This is a genomic window from Candidatus Ichthyocystis hellenicum (assembly GCF_001460935.1).
Taxonomy (GTDB): Bacteria; Pseudomonadota; Gammaproteobacteria; order Burkholderiales; family 2013Ark19i; genus Ichthyocystis; species Ichthyocystis hellenicum.
The window spans coordinates 1,924,039-1,944,977 of the sequence record NZ_LN906597.1 but is presented as its reverse complement, the minus strand read 5'-3'; the positions used below and the strand labels follow the sequence as shown (position 1 = coordinate 1,944,977).

Here is a 20,939-nt window from a genome sequence, read left to right as displayed (position 1 = left end):
TAATTATATAATTTAATAATTAGATATGATTACACTTACATATGGGCTAACTGATTATATGCAACAGTGGAATATGTAAGAAGAAAAAGAACAACTATTAATTAGCTTGGAGTAAAAAATGAGTCCGAACTCACCTTCATTTGCTAGAGTAGAATTAGCAAATGAGCCTCTAGATAATTCAGAATCTACATCTGATTCATCTCTAGAGTCAACCGAATCATCTCCCATAGCATTATTATCTGATGATGAAACTTGTAATGCTCTGGAATCAGAATTTGGGATTGAAAGTAAAAAATTATCTGGCAAACAAACAAGCAAAAGAAGAAGTTTCAGTCTTAAAAAATTATTTAGAACAGCATCCACTACTTCACTATGCGAACCCAGTACATCTACAATATTAACATCATGCGAAGGAAAATCTCCCAGTGATACTACGCCAGCACAACTCGACGTTGAAACCCAAAAATCACCTGAAAAATCAGAAGCAAAAAGTGTAAGGGAAAGAAGCACAAGAACAAAAAGCGCTACTCTTCCTGCACAGACTACTAGTAAAGACAATGCCTTCAAATCATCTAGAGGTGAAAATATTTATGGCAGTAATACGGAATTACAACATGGAAACGTAGCAAAAAAAAGCACGCAATGGAAACGTTTTAGCTTCAGAAAATCAACCAAATCAATAGTATATGATTACAATTCACCTGAATCAATCGAAAAAATACTAAACGCAAGCATTAGAATGAATCTATACCAAAAAGCAGAAATAATATATTCATTGGTGGACATTATATCTTATATTAGATTTGACATTTGTTCATCATATGCTAATTTCGCAACTTCTATTGGGTTAGAAAAACTATGTCTAGAAGAAGCAGACAGCTTATCAGCTTTATGTGACGTGTCTTATTCATCATTAAATAAGTACTCAGATAAAGATCTTATGTCTGTACATACAAAAGCAAAAGAATTAATTAAAGAGGTTATTGATTCCACAAACGAACCAGTTCCTAACCCTGAAAGTATTATAGATTCACATTTATCAGAACTTACAAAACACTGCGACACCCTCACCAGTGCTGCAGTAAATTGCAGAAACTCGATGATATCACTGACTGAGAGGGTATTATCATATATCACTGGCATTAATGCAAATAGTAAGGAAGAATGCGAAAATCATATGTATATGTGTAAAAAACTTAGAACGGGCATTGCAACTACACTTCAAACAAAACATATGACTAAATTCATACAAAACAACAAAGAAGAAGGTAGAACCGTAACGGATAATATTAATATTGATGAAGAAGCATGCGAAGAATATCCTTCAACCAGTTCAGCTGCGGATAAGTCAACTATCAAAACCTCATGCTTGGTGACAACATCAGCCGGAACAAGCTGCCTATTATCATCACTCGATGACTGGAAAGATCATCAATTAACAGCTCCAATTATGAGTTATAGCACACAAAAACCCGAGAAAGAACCGGAGGAATCAAAATGTACGGCGATCGGATTAAATTTTATTGCAGATCATTCATACTCTGAATTTTTATTTGATTCAATTATGCGTGTTGTTAATAAAACAAGCGATGGATATATTATAGGAAAAGAAGTTTTTGCAGAAAGATTAATCAAAAAATCAATTAGTTGGAAATCACATAAAATTTCAGTCGATGACGAAAAAACCGAAGATAAATTATCCTCGGTGAGAAAATTTATTGGTTCCGTAAAAAGAAGCATGACTGGGAAAAAATCATCAAAAGCAGACCAATGTACTGAAAAAGAAAAACCCACGACATCTCAAGAAAAAGATAGCAGTAGTACTACACCTAAGACAGATAGTAGTAGCAGTAGTTCTAGCAGCAGCAGTTCTAGCAGCAGCAGTTCTAGCAGCAGCAGTTCTAGCAGCAGCAGTTCTAGTAGCAGCACTGCAACCAAGACAGAAAGTAGCACTGATAATGATTCATTACTCTGTTCCTTAGAAGAATACTTGTCAAAACAAGGGTTACACCCAGATGACAGTAAAGAAAAAACAACTACATCCCCAGAAGAGGGTGATAGTGAGGATGAGTCCCTACTAGAATTCTTAGGAGAAAATTGGTACAAATTAAAGCAGAAAAAACATTAGCATTAGAAATAATTGTAAATATTTATGAAAGCTAAGCAACCACACCTTTTTGGGCATGTAATGGACACCATAATAAAAGCACATGGAATTAGATCAACACAATCAAAAAATTCCTGTATTACTAGTGTAACTATAATATAGGATGCGCCGGTAGTATTAGCATCAAGATAATACCATTATTTTTAAGTAATTATAATTACTCAAGTAACGGCAAAAATATATCTTAGATAAAAACCGATACAACTAATATTATATTGATTAATTTTATGACAACTATAAAAAGTTAACAAAAGGAAGCTGCTAGACCATAATCATTCAAACACGTAATAGTATTAGAAATATTTTTTCTAAAAATCAATTAAACTTTAGTTGCGTAAATAAATATGCCTAAAGAATAGAAAGAACTTAGTTTGAAACGAATGTAGATATACCCTATCTCATACCAACTCCTAGAATAAATTTTTTATCCTTATATACCAAGCAGTTGGCATATATTATAGTGGTACTAATAAAAACTCACTCCACGAAACCGTTACCAATGATGATGAAGTAAAATAAAAAATTAAGTTGGAACTCATCTAACCTAAAGTTACACAATAAAATAATATAAATTAGGATGTTGAATATAGAATTAACCTATTACTACGATTAAACTAGTACCATGAAAACATAAAAATCGTCATTGTTAAATACATTTTTATAGTATATGTATGAGTACGATACAAACTATATTATTTGTTTACGATTAATTATTAAAAAACCTACAGCCAATGAAAAGAGATAAAATACCGACAAATACGCAATTTTTGGGGGAGAAGTGAGACCATATTCACATTTAGATTCTATTGACAGCTTAAAAATAAATGAAGAAATATCTGATACCACAGAACAACTCGGTGCTGCTTCTTGCTCAAATTCACCTTATACACCTAACCTACCATCGTCGCATGATTACAGCGCCCTAAACAATAATCGACCAGACTCCCCCAGCAATAATACAAGGTCACAGCATATAGATATTATAGATCAAGAAGATAGTAAATTAGTAGTTAGAAAAGCCAAAAGCTTTAATTTTAGGAAATTATCAGTAATGTTTAAACATCAGCCTAAAAGAAGCAACAGCCTAAATGAAGAACTTCGTTCAGAACCCAAAAACACTACCTCTTCCTCATCTACACCGAATACGTCTTCCATCTTCGCACCATCATACATTGATGAAATACCTGGCAGCACACTAGTTAACACTATGGAGTCACAAGATTTAGCTGCAACTAAATTTGGCAAATCACAAACGAAAGAAACTATCACATTATCATCATTAAAAAAAAGGGTTAATTTATGTAATAAAAAAGCAAAAAACCTATCTGATCTCGTGTCAGTCATAATTTTTCTTAGATCCGAAATCTACCCATCGTACAAAAAATTCTCTAATTCCATATCACTAAAATATATTAAGCAAAGAGAATTATATAACTTATCAAGTTTATGCGAAATTTCCGATTTATCTTCATCTAAGTATTCAGATAAAAAACTTGAAAATACTATCTCAAAAGTAGAATCACTCCTAGAAAAAATAGAGCATTCCACGAAGTTTCGAACTATCCGTGATATTGAAGAAGAAACATACTCCGTATGGGAAAAAAACACCGACGCAATATATCACACAGAAAGTATACCAGATTTATGTAATAACTGCTATGTTAAAGAAGAAGGTAATGGAAATTTAGAAGAAAACAACCTTTCAATTTCTGAGCTAGAAAGTATTATAAATTCAAGCTTATCAGAACTTACAGAACTCTATGATAGCATCATAAAATCAGCATTAATTTGCAGAAAATCAATGATATTGATAGCCGAAAGAATAGTATATATAATTACTGGCATCAACACACGTAACACGAATAAATGCATTAGTCATATTAATAAGTGCAAAAAATTTACAATGGCTATTAATATTATGATACAGAAACAAGCAGAAATATACTCTATGGAACAAGACATAAACAAAGAAACTGCAACTATCAAAATTAATTTAGATCAACCATCAAATAGGAAATTACTTCCATTTAAGTCATCTACAGCTACATCCCTAATCCAAAATTCATGCTTAGCAAAAACATTATCTGGAATGAACTGTATAATTTCATCACTCTATGATTGGAAAAATAACGAATCATTAGTGCATGCTCCACTAAATAACATTGGCTTAAACCTTATCGTAGATCATTCCTACGCTGAACATACACTAGGGTCGATTACAAGAATTATTAGCAAAAAAATAGGAACTATTATGGGAAAAGAATTAATTGGCGGAATAATCATCGATGCATCTATTACCACTGATAGTAAATAAAACATCCCATATGTATTGCAACCAGTACTTGGAAATATAAGCCCTCACATCTATTGAATTAAACTATTATGAATCTCAGATTGCATACAAATACGTAAGATTGGCATGTAATAACTAATTAAATTAGTATGCCATATAATTTATAAATAAAAATCACCTAGATAATAAAAAAATATAATCACTTATTTTTATAATCACCATTAAAAGCATGTGACTTTTTATAAATAATAAGGTCGAACCACTACTAGTGCTGTAATCTGATAAAAGGAAAATAATAATATGAGGATCAACAGAGGCGCTTCTAATGTAGAAAAGGAAACTAATAATACAAACAATGAGGGTAATGCCGGAAGCACACCCAATACAGATCGAAATATAGCGCAAGGATCAAACGCTCAGCGTAGAATATCTCCTAAAATGGCGAATCTAATCAATTTTTTTTCTCGAGAAATTGAGCAACAAGCAGATGCAGCCCAATTTACATCACGAGCAAACAAAAACAAGGGTAAAGCAGAATCTGCAGCATCAAGTAGCAATACAAGACATGGCCCCAATAGATAAAAGGGGGAAATGTTTCCAAAATATAATTTTTAACATTGTTATACGTTATAGAAAGATCAATATTAATTTTTTCTTTTTCACTAAGATGTTTTATCACAAAACAATAGTGCTTTAATTTATCTACTAAGGAACATTCAAAATCACTTTTGTCAATATCAATTCCTGATAAAGCTAATTTGTATATAGAGATGGGCGACATAGGATTATGGCTCCACTTAAATTTTTTTCGTGGAATAAGTAGTGGTTTTTTTAATAATGATATCTTCATATTGTCACAAATATTAGTTTCAGAACTTTTTTCATAATTACTTTCTGATATGTCATCTTTAGTATGTTTATAAAGGGTAAGTTCTTTATGAATTTTGGTGGGTACTCTGTACATATCTGATAAAAGGTATTTAGATAGTAGTTTTGCTGTATGTTCTCCTAGAAAGAATATCTTTCCCTCATGTAATACCGGGTGAGATTCTACTTCTATAAATATCTTTGTAAGTAAATTGTTGAGTAATTTTAAATTAGATATAAATTTATTATTTGGTAGTTTATTAGAATTAAAAATTAGTTCTATTTTTCTCATTAATGATTTTTGTAAATGTATATTATGTATATTTACAAATAATCCATCATAGATCTCATTTGGATTAAATTTTTTGAGCTCATGGATAATATTATTCGGCAAATTAGATATTGTTTCTGTAATTAGCAGCTTTATCGCTGAACATAATTTATTTTTCTTGCTAGTAATTATTAAACGTTCAGGTGAGTCAAAATAAATATGACTTTGAATAATGCTTGAGAAATAATTACTAGGAACTAACTTTATATTTTTTACAGCTTCTTCACAGATTTTACTTAATTTTTCAAAGAAAATACTATTTGATACGCAATTATATGCTAAATCTGATAAAGACATTCCCGGAGTTATCAATACATCAGTATTGGTTATGGCATCACTAATGTATGGGAAAATTTTATCCAAAACATATTTGCGCACATTTGCATAGGTTTTGGAGATATTAAGGGATGACTTTGTGAATCCCCTACTTGTAATATTAGCTCCTAATTCTTCTAATACACTATCCTTAAATTGGCAATTATTATCTACATTAATTTTTTTAATGGCATATTCATATATATTTGATGTATTATCTGCAGAAAGTAGTTTAGTTTTACGATACGGTTTTATACAAAATTCTTTTTTCATTGTTTTTTGTTCTGATGGATCAGTGTTTCTTGTAACGGATGTTGTAACATCTTTTGTACAATTGCTCTTCAAGTTAACATTGTCAATTGATTCTCTAGATTTTTGTGTATTTTGACCGAGTAACTTAAGTTTTTTATTAAACTGGGGATGTACGCCATACATGTCTGACAACAGGTACTTAGATAGTTGTTTTACCGTAGATTCATCTGGTAAAAAAACCCCGTCATGAAATATACAAAATTTTCTTACTATATTTGCTATTTTTTCTAGTAACTTATTGAACAAATTTAAATTATCATCAAATCTTTTATTTGCAAATTCAAATTCATGTCTATTGGACGCAAATAATAAGTTCATATTTTTTATCAATGATTTTGATGCTAATACACCATGTACATCTGAAAATAAATAATTAACAATGCTTTCTGGATCGATCTTCTCAATTTCACAAGTGATACTGTTGGGTAAATTGGATACCGTATCTATGATCAACTCTTTTAGATCCGGGATAAATTTACCTTTTCTAGGCTGAAATCTAATATTGGCCTTAGTTTGATTTAGGGAGCCACTATTGTTTATAATAATGTTATTTTGAAATATATGTGAAAAATAATTATTAGGAGTTACTCGTATATCCTTTGCGATTTTTTTACAATACTCTCGTAATTTTTTAAAAAACATATTATTTGATAGGCAGCTTGATCGTAGATCTGAAATAGACATTCCTGGAATTATCAATATACCTGAGTCAATTGTATCATCTTCAAGTAATGAAGATATCTTATCTAAGACATACTTGCGTATATTTGAATAAGTCTGAGAAAGGTCAATGGATGATTTTAATAAATTTCTTCTTTCAATAATTTCACTCATTTTTTTTAATACGCTTCTCTTAAATAATCCTTTATTATCTATAACTATTTTTTTTATCGCATCTATGTATACTATTCTTGAGTTAGATTTCGTATGCCACAAATTGATGCGATGCTGCCGATAAGATTTTAGGATTATATTTTTTTTAAGCACATTTTTGTTGATTGATATTTTTTTAGGTTCTAATCCTCTTAGGTTTTGTGTTATTGACAGTGTTTTATTGTCGGTGAATGTGTTTTTTGCAGTAATATGTTCTGTGGAAGTTAAAGGCAAGTCTCTGCAAGATTTTTCTTCACACATGATTTCTCTAACATCACAACGATGTAACTTTATACGTATTTCTTTTTTAATTATAGGCCAACCCGGTATTTTTGATTTATCTAAATTTTTTTTTTGTTCAATATTTTTCAAATTTGAAGATTTTGTTACTTTTTCTGTAAAAGATAGTGATGCTACGTAATTTTTTTCGTTCCCCATGATTTGTTTAAGGCATATTACTTTGGGGATTGGTTCCATTGATAGATATTCATATTCAATGCATTGGTGTTTTAAAGCACGAGATGTAGATGGTTGATCAGTGTCAAAACCGTAAATTTTAGTCAATTTAAATATATCAGGGGGCAATAAATTTTCTTCACGATTATTATATTGGTACGATGCGTCGTGAGTACAAAAATTTAAAAATGGGGTAGAGAGCTCATTTTTTGCTATAATGCCTACACGATGGTCAAAGCGATTCGAGTCTTTGTGATATCCATACTCAGTAGTATTATCATGGGTCTCGTTTTTATTATCATCAATGTTGCTTTCCGTAAAATTGTTTCCTGAATGATATGGGTACATTAGATAAAACCTAAATAACGATTATTCAAGTTACCATCCATTTTACACTGGTCCCGATTTTAGTGAAAATAAATTATTCCTAGTTGCTTCATGATGATAAAGCTTGACAATAATAATATATTTATTATGCATAATTATGCATTTTGTTTTCTATTTAGGGTGATAGTATCAGATATTAGTTTAGACTTTAGTAGTTATATGTTGTCAACATACATATCATGATCATTATTCTTATCTAATTTGTGTTTATTATAGCCAAGTAATAAGATTAAACTTTTTATAGATGATTTTGATATTAATATGCCATGAATATCTGAAAGCAAAGCACTTACAATACTGTTTTGATCTAATCTTTGAATTTCGTAAATGATGCTGTTTGACAAATTATATATAATATCTATAATCAGTTCCTTAAATTTGTGGAGAAGTTTATCTTTTCGATAAGAAAATTTGGCATTTTTACTATTTGGATCTATATAATTTACATTTTTTATATACAACCGGATCGTATACCTGAAATAAACATTCCTGGAGAGATCAATCTAGGATTATGATAAACCTCTTATTATAATACTTTCACTAATTTTTTCTAATACACTATTCTTAAATAATCCATATATTGTCAATATTAATTTTTTTAATGGCATCTTAATGCCATCTATATATACTGTTCCTGAATTAGTTTTTGTATATCATAAATTGATGCGACGATAAAAGTTTAGGCTTAGACTTTTTTAATCTAATTTTCATCAAACGGTATTTGTTTAAATTTTTTTTCGTCTCCCATGATCTGATTAATATTTGATCTTTTGTGGATTGATTCTGTTGATAGTGGCTCATCTTTAATGAATTTACGTTTTACAGCACGAGACGTAGATGGTTGATTGGTGTCAAAACTGTAAATTTTGGATGATAAATCAGATCCACTTAATCTAGTTAAATTAAATATATCCGGCGGTAACAATTTTTCTTTATAATTATCATTCAGTGATGATGCAATGTATAAAAAATATTTATTTGACCAATATATCTTTATTCACCTGTGATTATACTCTGAATGGGTATTGTTTTTGCTATTTTTATTCATCAATTATTCATAATTTTTTGAAATTGAATAACATATTATATGTTTTGTAGGAGTTAAATATGATGTATTGCAATTTTTTTCATCATTATATATGTTTTGTTTAATGTCTTTTTGACTTCGGTGTTGTTGAGTGTGGTTTGTCTTCAATAACTTTAAGTTTTATATGATGAAATGTAGATGGTTGCTCAGCAACAAAAATTAAAATTATTTCAGGGTCACTGTAATGAAAGTGTACACTGGTATTAATTTTCGTAGAAATAATTCTTATGAAATTTAGTTTATGTCATTGATTACAAAACCTATTGCTAATAGTTACTTTAGATTTTAAGTTAACTCATTTTTTGATTATTGTGCTTTAAGGCATCTTCTGGCAAGCTTTTTCTTTTACCTTATAGCGTGGTTTTATATTTATCATTTTTGACTTATATGCTCTGTATTTCTTAACGCATAACCTTCTGTATGAATTTATGGTTGTTGCAATTAAGTCAGATCTTAGTCTCTCCAATATTTCACCCCTTATTTTTTGATCCGCCGCTTCAATTTTATCATTACGTATGATCATAATGGTGTTGCTTAGATTGTCTTTAATGGCAGGAAACTCTTCTTTTACGAGTTTTCTTATGTAACTGTATGTAGATAGTCTTCCGTGTAGAATGTGCCCATTAAGGATAGTATATATGTTATTTTCTTTTTCAATTTTATCAATTATATCTAAATGAATCCTATCTAATAGTCTGTTTAATAAATTATCATTAGATACTTTTTTTTGCACAGAATCAAATACCAATTTGATTTTCAGTAGTGATTCATTGTCAATATACATATCGTGAAAATGAGAAAAACAGCCTTCCATAATTTTGGAGTTAGGTATTGATTTAATCGCACTTACAATCATATCCTCAATATTTGAGATGTTTCTGACTAACAATTCCGATATCGTATCATTATAATATTTAACTTTCATGTTTTTTTTTATTGCTACTGATTTTAAATTTTCTAAATGTACATGGTACTGAATAAGATTTATCAATGTATTGTTCCTACAGTTTTTAATGCGATTGATTATTTTAGTACTAAATTTGCGTAATTTATCAAATAATTCTTTATCTGATATGTAAGTGCTTCTTAATTCATCTATAGTCATACCGTTAACAGGTTTTGTTTTTGATTTTGTTCCTTCTTCAATTTCTTTCAAGAAAGGACAGAATATTTCCAAGATATATTTTTTAACATTGTTATACGTTATAGAAAAATCAATATCAATTTTTTCTTTCTTTCTAAGGTGTTTTTTCATTAATGGATAATGCTTGAATTTATCTATAATAGAGTCTTCGAAATCTCCTTTGTCAATATCAATCATTGATATGGCTAATTCATATATATTTAGGGATGTTATAAATTTTGGGTTCCATGCATAGTCCGCGGTCGGAATAAGTATGGTTTTTTCTAGTAATTGTGGTTCTATATTAACGTAATCATAATGGCTGGCATTTTTTGTACAATCTTCATCTAAATCATTACTTGATATACTAAGTTTAAATTTTTTATGAAATTTAAATGGAATGCCGTACATATCTGACAATAAGTATCTAGATAGTAGTTCTGCAGTGGATTCACTTGGAAAAAATAGTTTTTCCTCATGTAAAATGGGTGATGACTTTACTTTACTTAATACTTTCGCAAGTAACTTACTGAGCAAACTTAAATTAGATTTAAAATTGCCATTGTCATTTGTGAGCTTATTAGAGTTACAAAACAATACTAATTTCCTTATTAAAGATTTGGGGATGTATACACCATGTATATCCGAAAATAAACCGCTTATAATTTCACTTTGTTTAAACCTTTTAAGTTTGTCAATGGTGCTATTGGGTAAATTTAATATTGTATCCATAATTAACGACTTTACTTCTGAGCAAAGTTCACTTTTTTTACAATCAATTCTAAAACGTTCATTTAAACCAGAATATACATAACTTTGAATAATATTTGAGAAATAATCGTCAGGAATTGAATTTATGTTTTTTGCAATTTCTTCACATTTTTCAGTAAACTTTTCAAAGAAAATGCTATTTGATATGCAATTAGAACTTAATTCTGAAATGGGCACTAAAGAAGTTATTAATAAATCTGTAGAGGTTATTATACTATTAATGTATGGGGAAACTTTATCCAAAACATATTTGCGAACATTTGAATAAGTTACATAAAGGTCAAGGGATGATTTTGTAATTCCTCTGCTTATAATAAAAGTTCCTAGTTTATCTAATACACTCTTAATAAATAACCCATTGCTGTCAATATCAATTTTTTTAATAGCATCTTCGTATATGATTGATGTAAATTCTGCGGAACATAAGTCAACCTTGCGATACATTTTTAGATTGAATTCTCTTGTAGTTACAGATTGTTCTGATTGCTTAACATTTTTTACATTGATATCGTTACCTAATTTGAGATGTTTTTCTATATTTTCAGGAGATAGTTTAAGTTTTTCGTAAAATTTAGCTGGTATGCCATACATGTCTGATAATAAGTATCTGGATAATTTTTTTACCATATGTTTATTTGGTGAAAAAACTCTTTCATGGAATATATATGATGATCCTACTATGTTTTCTATCTTATTAAGTAAACTGTTAATCAAATTTAAGTTATCATCAAATTTACTATCTATAAATTTATTTTTGTTGTAATTAAAAAATAATCTTATTTTTTTTATTAGTGAGTTATATACTAGCACACCATGTACTTCTGAAAATAGAGAGTTAACAAGATCATTCTGATTAAATCTATTTATTTCACAAATGATGCTATTAGGTAAATTAAGTATGGTATCTATAATCAAGTATTTCAATTCTGTTAGCAGTTTATTTTGATCCGAACAAAATTTAATCCTCTTGTTCTTATAAGTTTGATTTGAACGATCTTTATAATTAACACCAACAGAAGTTTGCAATATGCGCGAAAAAGAGCTATTAGTAGTTACTCGTATGTTATTTGCAATTTTTTCACACTTTTTTAGCAACTTCCTAAAAAAAATGGTATTTGATGTGCAGCTTGATCTTAAATCTGAAATAGACATCCCAGAAGTTATTAATATATCTTCCTCCATTTTTTCAAGAAATGGATAAATCTTCCATAAAGCATACATGCGTATGTTAAAATAAGTTCTAGATAGATCGATGGATGATTTTATAAAATTCTTATTTCTAGTGTACTTATGTATTTCTTTCAACGCACAGCTCTTAAATAATCCATTGCTGTCAACGTTAATTTTTTTAATGGCATCCCTATATACATTTGAATAGTTCTTTGTATGATGCCAGTTACTGGGATGGTAAGATTTTAATCTTATTTCTTTTCTTATTGCATACAGTTTTGATGTTTCTGGAGTGACTGTATGGTTTCGTGTATTTTTTGAAACGGAAGTGCTATTTATTATTTGTTCCGTAGAATTTATAGATGGTACCACGCGTGTTTTTTTATTTTCCATTATTTGTTTAAGGCTGCAGCGATGCAGTTTTATGTGTAATTCTTTTCTAATTGTGGGTAACTCTGGTGTTTTACAACTATTATAATTATTTTGTATGTCTTGTTCGATATTTTTTGAAGTTGTGGTATTTATTGATTGTCCTGTACAATTTATGGACGATTCATCATTGCAAATTATTTTATTTTCCATGCTTTGTTTAGTATTGCAACGATGCAGTTTTATGTGTAATTCTTTTATAACTATAGGTGAATCCACTATTTGGGGACTAATCGAGTGTTTTTGTGCTATTTCTTCTATATTTTGGGGGTAGGGCAGTGGTGTTGATGGTGATTCATCTTCGACTAGTATTCGTTTTAGTGTACGAGACGTGCATTGTTTATCAGTGTAAGAACCTTTGGTTTTAGATAATAGGTCACATTCATCTAATTTGTTCAGTTTAAATATATCAGGAGGTAATAACCTTTTTTGATAATCATCTTCTTGAAATAAATCACCACTATTGTGAAGATTTAAAAAATCGTAATATGGTTCGTGTTTTGGTAAAACTCCAGTATGAAAATCATAATTTTCATTATTAGTCATGTATTTGTTTTGATAAGACAACTGCTCAGTAGTTATATCATTAATTCCACTGTTAATCTCTTTTTTTTCATCAACACCATCTACATTAAAGTTACTGCCTAAGAGATATGAATACATATAGTAAGAAATATAATTTATTCCAAAGAAATGGAAATTGTACACTGATATGCATATTAGTAGAAATAAATTTATTGAAATCATGTTGCTGATGAAAAACAATATAAATATATTTACTGCTAGTAGTTATATGATCTAGATTTTTATTTGAGTATATAAATTTATACTAATCATAATTTTTTAGTATCCATTTTTTGATTTGTATCTTTCAATACATAATTTGTTGTAAGACTTTATACTTGTTTTAATTAGGTCTAATTCTAGTTTAATCAGTACCTTATCTCGTGTCTTTTGATCTGCAGTTTCAGTTTTACTATCGAGATATATTGCTATTGATAATCTTGCCTATTCTATTTCCTTCTCTAATTTTATCATCCATATTTAAGGAAATTTTGTCTGCTATTTTTATTAATAAGTGATCATTGGCCACTTTTTTATTTACGTAATCAAATACTGATTTAGCTTTTAGTAGCGATACATTATCAACATATATATCGTAAAAATTAGAAAAATGTTCCTCTATAAATTTAGTGTTGGATATTAATTTAATAGTATTTACAATTGCTTTAGGGATATTTAAAATGTTTTTAACTAGTAGATTTTCTGTTTCATTGAGAAATAAATTTTTTCTTTTTTTATTTACCCGTATTACTTTTGATATTTCCGTTCTTAACGGTATACGGAACTGTACCAGATCTGATAATGTGGTATTTCTACTACTATTAATACGATTGATAACCTTAGTGCAAAATTTACGCAATTTATCTAAAAACTCTTTATTTGATGCGTATATTAATTTTAATTCATCTATGGTCATTCCATTAGTTATTTTTATTTTTGCTCTCGTTTCTTTTTCTATCTCTTTCAGAAAAGGGGAAAATGTTTCCAAAATGTAATTTTTAACATTGCTATAGGTTGTAGAAAGATCAGCGTTAATTTTACCTTTTTTACTAAGGTGTTTTGTTACCGACGGATAGTTCTTAATTATATCTATAAAAGAGTACTCAAAATCAGCTTTGTCAATATCGACCATTGACAAAGCTGATTTGTATATATTTAAAGGTGATACAAGATCAGTTTCCCACTTTAATTTTTTTTGTGGAATGAGTATTGGTTTTTCTAGTAATGATGGTTCTATATTATCATCATCATTATTAGTTGCTGAACTTTTTTTATAATTACTTTCCGATATGTTATCTTTAATATTCTTATTAGGGGTAAGTCTTTTCCTAATCTTTGCCGGTATTTTATACATATCTGATAAAAGGTATTTAGATAGTATTTTTGCTGTAGATTTTTCTAGAGAAAATATTTTTCCTTCATGTAGTATGGGGTAAGTTTCTACTTCACTCAATACTTTTGTAAGTAAGTTGTTGAGTAAATTTAAATCAGGTCCATATTTGTTGTCTGGTAGTTTGTTAGAATTTGAAATTAATATTATTTTTCTTATTAATGATTTGGTGATGTATACACCATGTATGTCCGAAAATAATCCTCTTATGATTTCACTTTGTTTGAACGTTTTAAGCTTGTCAATAGTGCTATTGGGCAAATTTAATATTGTATCCATAATTAATGATTTTACTTCTGAGCAAAGTTTATTTTTCTTGCCATAAATTCTAAAACGTTCAGATAAATTAGAATAAACATAGGTTTGAACAATATTTGAAAAATAATCTTTTGGAATTGAATTTATGTTTTTTACAATTTCTTCACAGCTTTTACGTAGTTTTTCAAAGAAAACGTTATTTGATATGAAATTGTGTTTTACGTCTGATAACGACATTCCAGGAGTTATTTCTACATCTGCAACAGTAATAATATTGATAATGTAAGGAGAAATTTTATCCAAAACATACCTGCGAACATTTGAATAAGTTACAGAAAGGTCAAGAGATGATTTTGTAATTCCTCTGCGTGTAATAGAATTACTTAGTTTATCTAATACACTCCTAATAAACATCTCGTTGCTATCAACATCGATTTTTTTAATAGCATCTTCGTATATGATTGACGTAAATTCTTCTGAACATAGGTTAATATTACGATATCGTCTTAGATTAACTTCTTTCATCATTACATATTGCTCTAATTGATTAACATCTCCACTCGATTTTCGATGTTCTGTTATATTTTTAGCTGCTATTTTAAGTTTTATGTAAAAGTTATCTGGCATGCCATACATATCTGATAATAAGTATTTAGATAGTTTTTTTACTATAGGTTTACTTGGCAATAAAACTTTCTCATGAAATATATACGACGACCCTACTATATTTTCTATCTTTTCAAGTAAATTTTTAATCAAATTTAAATTATCATCAAATTTACTATTTATAAATTTGTTTTTATTGGAACTAAAAAACAATCTTATATTTTTTATCAATGAGTTGTCTACTAGAACGCCATGTACTTCTGAAAACAGAGAGTTAACAATACCATTTTGATTAAATCTATTGATTTCACAAATGATGCTACTGGGTAAATTAAGTATAGTATTTATAATTAACTCTTTTAATTTTTTTAGCAATTTGTTTTGATTCGAACAGAATTTAATCCTCTTGTGTTTATAAGTTGAATCTGAATGAGATTTATAATTAATACAAACATACGTTTGTAATATACGCGAAAAATATCTGTCAGTAGATGCCCGTATACTTTTTGCAATTTTTCCACATTGTTTTTGTAGCTTCTTAAAAAAATTGGTATTTGATGTGCAGCTTGATCTCAAATCTGAAACAGACATCCCAGGAGTTATTAATATATTCTCCTCCAGTATGTTTTTTTCAATAAATGGAGCAATCTTCCATAAAGCATACATACGTATATTAAAATAAGTTCTAGATAGATCGATGGATGATTTTATAAAATCCTTATTTTTAATACACTTGCGTATTTCTCTCAATGTAGTACTCCTAAATAATCCATTGTTGTCAATATTAATTTTTTTAATGGCATTCCTATATACATTTGAATAGTTCTTTGTACAGTGCCATCTAATGGGACGGTATGATTTTAATCTTATTTCTTTTTTTGTTGCATTCAGTTTTGATGCTTCTGGAGTGGTTGTATGGATTTGTGTTTTCTCTTTGAGATTTTTTGAAATATAGGTATTTATTATTTGTTCCGTGGAAGTTATGGATGCTCTGCATATTTTTTTATTTTCTACTATTTGTTTAAGACTACAGCGATGCAATTTCACATATAATTCTTTTATAATTATGGGTGGTTCTGGTGTTTTACAACTAATAGAATGTTTTTGTATGGTTTGTTCGATATTTTTTGAAGTAGGAGTATTTATTGATTGTCCTGTAGAATTTATGGACGATTCATCATTGCAAATTATTTTATTTTCCATGCTTTGTTTAGTATTGCAACGATGCAGTTTTATGTGTAATTCTTTTATAACTATAGGTGAATCCACTGTTTTGGGACTAGTATTCGTTTTAGTGCGCGAGATGTGCATGGTTTATCAGTGTAAGAACCTTTGGTTTTAGATAATAGATTACATTCACCTAATTTGTTCAGTTTAAATATATCAGGAGGTAACAACCTTTTTTGATAATCATCCTCTTGAAACAAATCACCACTATTATGAAGATTTAAAAAATCGTAATATGGTTCGTGTTTTGGTAAAACTTCAGTATGAAAATCATAATTTTCATTACTAGTCATGCATTTGTTTTGATAAGATAAAGGCTCAGTAGTTATATTATTAGTTTCACTGTTAATATATTGTTTTTCATCAACGCCATCTGCATTAAATCTACTGCCTAAAAGATATGAATACATACATTAAGAAATATAATTTATTTCAAAGGAATGGGAATTGTACACTTATATGAATATCAGTAGAAATAAATTTATTGAAATCATATTGCTGATGAAAAAAATATATTTACCGCTAGTAGTTATATGATCTAGATTTTTATTTGAATGTATAAATTTATACGAATAATAATTTTTTAGTATCCATTTTTTGATTTGTATGTTCTGTATTTTTTAGTACATAATTTGTGGTACGACTTTATGGTTGTTTCAATTAGGTCTGATTCTAAGTTAATCAGTATTTTATCCCGTGTTTTTTGATCTGCAGCTTCAATTTTATCATTGCGAATAATCATAATAGGATCTACTAGTTTATATTTAAGTGTCTGTATATCTTCTTTTATCAATTTTCTTATATACTTGTATGTAGATAGTTCTCTACAAGCTATGTAGCGATTAACAATCTTAGGCGTGATGTATCTTTCTGTGCTCTTTTTATTAACCATATCCAGAGAAATTTTATCTGCTATTTTTATTAATAAACAGTCATTGACTACTTTTTTGTGTACACCGTCAAATACTGATTTAGCTTTTAGTAGGGATATGTTATCAACGTATATATCGTAAAAATTAGAGAAATATTCCTCTATAAATTTAGTGTTAGGTATTAACTTAACCATACTTACAATTACCTTAGGTACATTTAAAATGTTCCTAATCAGTAGATTTGCTATTTCTTTATGTAATGAAATTTTTCTTTTTTTGTCCAGTCTAATTACTTTTTGCGTTTCCGTTCCTAGTGATACAACGCACTGCATCATATATGTTAATGTATAATTACTACTATTATTGATACTATTTATCATCTTGGTACAAAATTCGCTTAATTTGTCTAAAAAATTTTCTTCATTTGATACGTAGGCTAGTCTTAGTTTATCTACAGTCATTCCATTAACAGGTTTTATTTTTGCTCTTATTTCTTCTTCAATCTCTTTCAGAAAAGGGGAAAATTTTTTCAAAATATCTTTTCTAACATGGTCATACGTTATAGAAAGATCAATGTTAATTTTTTCTTTTTCACTAATGTATTTTATTACTACCGGATAGTTCCTAACTTTATCTATAAAAGAACACTCAAAATCAGATTTGTCAATATCAATCATTAACAAAGCTGATTTGTATATATTCAAAGGTGATATAAGATCAGTGTCCCACTTCAATTTTTTTTGTGGAATGAGTATTGTTTTTTCTAATAACGGTGATTCCATGCTATCATCATTGTTGGTTGCAGAGCTTTTTTCATAATCACTTTCTGGTGTATTTTCTATACTATGTTTATGAAGGGAAATTTTTTTATGAATTTTGTCATGGATGTTATACATATCAGATAAAAAGTATTTAGACAGTATTTTTGCAGTAGACTTTCCTAGATAAAATATTTTTTCTTTATGTAATACGGGGCATGTTTTTATTTCACTCAATATTTTTGCAAATAAACAGTTGAGTAAATTTAAATTGGGTCTGGATTTATTGCCAGGTATCTTGCTAGAATTAAAAATTGATTCTAGTCTTCTTACCAAGGATTTTGGTAAATTTACACCGTGTATGTTTGTAAATAGTCTGTCGGCTATTTCATTTGGATTAAGTTTTCTTATCTCATGGGTAATATTATACGGTAAATTAGATATTGTTTCTATAATTAGCAGTTTTACATCTGGGCACAATTTTTTTTTCTTTTTATTAATTCTTAACCTTTCAGTTGCGCTCAAATAAACATAACTCTGAACTATTCTTAAGAAATAATGATTAGGAATCGAAAGTATACCTTTTACAATTTCTTCACAGTTTTTACTTAATCTTTCAAAGAAAGTTCCATTTGATAATAAATTATATGCTAAGTCTGATAAAGACATACCAGGGTTTATCAGTACATCTGCATTGGTTACAGCATCATTAATAAAAGGAGTAACTTTATCTAAAACATATTTGCGTACATTTGAATAGGTTTTGGATAGATTAAGGTAAGAGTTTGTGAATCCCCTACTGGTAATAAAAGAGCCTAATTCCTCTAATGCTCTATTCTTAAATCGACAATTATTATCTATGATAATTTTTTTAATTGCATCTTCATATATATTTGATGTATTACTTGCAGAAAATAAGTTGTCTTTACAATACGATTTTAGGCTAAATTCTTTTATCATTGCTCCTTTTTCTGATTGATCTACGTTACTTACAACTGACGTTGTTGCAATTAGATCACTATCACAATTATCATTAATTTCCATTTTTATGGCTGATACACCTTTTGCATAATTGCTATCTAAAATAAAGTTATCAATTTTTAATGTACTTTGAGCGTAAAGTTTAAGTTTTTCATGAAATTTGAAAGGTATGCCATACATATCTGATAATAGGTACCTAGATAATTTCTCTGTCGTTGGTTCATCAGGTAAAAAAACCCCTTCATGAAATATACAAGATACTTTTACTATATTTACTATTTTTTCTAGCATCTCATTGAATAAATTTAAATTATCATCGAATCTTTTATTTGCAAATTTATTTTTGTTGTAATCAAACAATAAGTTCATATTTTTTATTAGCGATTTTGATACTAGGACGCCATGCATATCTACAAACAAAGCATTCACAATATTTTTTTGATCTGTTTTTTCAAGTTCACAAATAATGCTGTTTGGCAAATTAGATATTGTATCTATAATCAACTCTTTAAGTTTAGAGAGAAATTTGTTTTTTGGTGGATATAATTTAACCTCAGTATTAGCTGAATTTGAATGATCATTAATATTTAAAATAACACGACACTGTAATACGTGTGATAGACAATTATCTGGAATTTCTCGCACATCTTTTTCAATTTTTTCACAGTACTTTCGTAATTTTTTGAAAAACATGTTATTTGATATGCAACTTGATCTTATATCAGAAATAGACATTCCAGGAGTTATCAACATATCTGGATCAATTTCATTATCATCAAATAATGAAGATATTTTGTCTAAGGTAAATTTTCGTATGCTTGAATAGGTTGGAGAAAGGTCAACAGATGATTTTAATGAACTTTTCTTTTTGATAATTTCGTCTATTTTTTCTAGTAAGTTATTCTCAAATAATTTATTACTGTCAATATTTATTTTTTTAACTGCATCTCTATATACTATTAATGAATTAGTTTTTTTATGCCACAATTTGCTGCGAGTGTACAATTTTAGGATTAGATTTTTTTTAATCTGATTTTCTTCTTTGGAGGGTATTTGTTTTATCTCTGCTCTTCCTAGATCTGCCGATATTGATGGTGTTTCATCACCAATGAATGTATCTTTTTCAGTAATCTGTCTTGTGTCTAGATCTTTTTTAATTATTGGTTCTGGTACTTTAATCATTTCTTCTTCAAAAATATGACTTTTTTCGTTATCAGAAATTGGTTTGGGATTTATTCTTTTGGTCTTGGTGGGTAGGGTCGACGATACATCTTCGACGAGCATGCGTTTTAGTGTACGAGATGTGCATGGTTTATCAGTGTAAAAATCTTTTGTTTTGGATAATAGATTACATTCATCTAATTTGCTAAGTTTAAATATGTCAGGAGGAAATAATCTTTTTTGAAAATCATCCTCTTGAAACAACTCACCACTATCATGAAGATTTAAAAAATCGTAAGGTGGTCCGTTTTTTGTTAAAATTCCAGTATTAAAATCATAATTTCCATTATTAGTCACGTATTTATTTTGATAAGATAAATTATCGGTACTTATATCATTATCCTCACTCTTAATATTTTCTTTTTTATCAACGCCGTCTACATTAGAGTTACTTCCTAAAATAAGATATGAATACATATAATAATGGGTATAATTTATTCCAAAGGGATGATGATTGTACACTGATATTCATCTTAGTAGA

At 28.6% G+C, this 20,939-nt stretch carries 9 protein-coding genes; 3 read left to right on the top strand and 6 right to left on the bottom strand.

The window, feature by feature from the left end:
* Positions 1-118 precede the first annotated feature (118 nt).
* From Arg41_RS07185 to Arg41_RS08045, 3 genes are all read left to right on the top strand, one after another.
* Positions 119-2,128, top strand: coding sequence for a hypothetical protein (locus Arg41_RS07185; protein WP_092490670.1), 2,010 nt, complete (start codon positions 119-121; stop codon positions 2,126-2,128).
* Between the two features lie 817 nt (positions 2,129-2,945).
* Positions 2,946-4,481 carry a hypothetical protein gene (locus tag Arg41_RS07180; protein ID WP_092490669.1) on the top strand — a complete coding sequence of 512 codons (1,536 nt, stop codon included), beginning with the start codon at positions 2,946-2,948 and terminating at the stop codon, positions 4,479-4,481.
* A gap of 279 nt (positions 4,482-4,760) precedes the next feature.
* Complete coding sequence (locus Arg41_RS08045; protein WP_157722329.1) at positions 4,761-5,042, top strand: hypothetical protein; 282 nt, start codon at positions 4,761-4,763, stop codon at positions 5,040-5,042.
* Here the strand turns inward: Arg41_RS08045 and Arg41_RS07175 are convergent.
* From Arg41_RS07175 to Arg41_RS07145, 6 genes are all read right to left on the bottom strand, one after another.
* On the bottom strand, positions 4,960-7,962 hold the full coding sequence (locus tag Arg41_RS07175; RefSeq protein ID WP_092490668.1) for a hypothetical protein: 3,003 nt from the start codon (positions 7,960-7,962) through the stop codon (positions 4,960-4,962). The two genes, Arg41_RS08045 and Arg41_RS07175, sit on opposite strands and share 83 nt — an antisense overlap.
* 739 nt (positions 7,963-8,701) lie before the next feature.
* Positions 8,702-8,926, bottom strand: coding sequence for a hypothetical protein (locus Arg41_RS07165; RefSeq protein ID WP_092343585.1), 225 nt, complete (start codon positions 8,924-8,926; stop codon positions 8,702-8,704).
* A gap of 478 nt (positions 8,927-9,404) precedes the next feature.
* Positions 9,405-13,244: a hypothetical protein gene (locus tag Arg41_RS07160; RefSeq protein ID WP_092490667.1), complete on the bottom strand. Its 3,840-nt coding sequence runs from the start codon at positions 13,242-13,244 to the stop codon at positions 9,405-9,407.
* A gap of 313 nt (positions 13,245-13,557) precedes the next feature.
* Complete coding sequence (locus Arg41_RS07155) at positions 13,558-16,710, bottom strand: hypothetical protein (RefSeq protein WP_157722328.1); 3,153 nt, start codon at positions 16,708-16,710, stop codon at positions 13,558-13,560.
* Positions 16,653-17,036 (bottom strand): hypothetical protein, encoded by a 384-nt coding sequence (locus tag Arg41_RS07150; protein ID WP_092343582.1) that lies wholly within the window; start codon positions 17,034-17,036, stop codon positions 16,653-16,655. Before Arg41_RS07150 ends, Arg41_RS07155 begins: the two co-directional genes overlap by 58 nt.
* A gap of 173 nt (positions 17,037-17,209) precedes the next feature.
* Complete coding sequence (locus Arg41_RS07145) at positions 17,210-20,875, bottom strand: hypothetical protein (protein ID WP_092343581.1); 3,666 nt, start codon at positions 20,873-20,875, stop codon at positions 17,210-17,212.
* Positions 20,876-20,939: the final 64 nt, after the last annotated feature.

Coding starts and splice junctions, on each gene's coding strand:
- Arg41_RS07185 (WP_092490670.1), top strand. CDS start 119: ATGAGTCCGAACTCACCTTCATTTGCTAGAGTAGAATTAGCAAATGAG.
- Arg41_RS08045 (WP_157722329.1), top strand. CDS start 4,761: ATGAGGATCAACAGAGGCGCTTCTAATGTAGAAAAGGAAACTAATAAT.
- Arg41_RS07175 (WP_092490668.1), bottom strand. CDS start 7,962: ATGTACCCATATCATTCAGGAAACAATTTTACGGAAAGCAACATTGAT.
- Arg41_RS07160 (WP_092490667.1), bottom strand. CDS start 13,244: ATGTATTCATATCTCTTAGGCAGTAACTTTAATGTAGATGGTGTTGAT.
- Arg41_RS07155 (WP_157722328.1), bottom strand. CDS start 16,710: ATGCACATCTCGCGCACTAAAACGAATACTAGTCCCAAAACAGTGGAT.
- Arg41_RS07150 (WP_092343582.1), bottom strand. CDS start 17,036: ATGTATTCATATCTTTTAGGCAGTAGATTTAATGCAGATGGCGTTGAT.
- Arg41_RS07145 (WP_092343581.1), bottom strand. CDS start 20,875: ATGTATTCATATCTTATTTTAGGAAGTAACTCTAATGTAGACGGCGTT.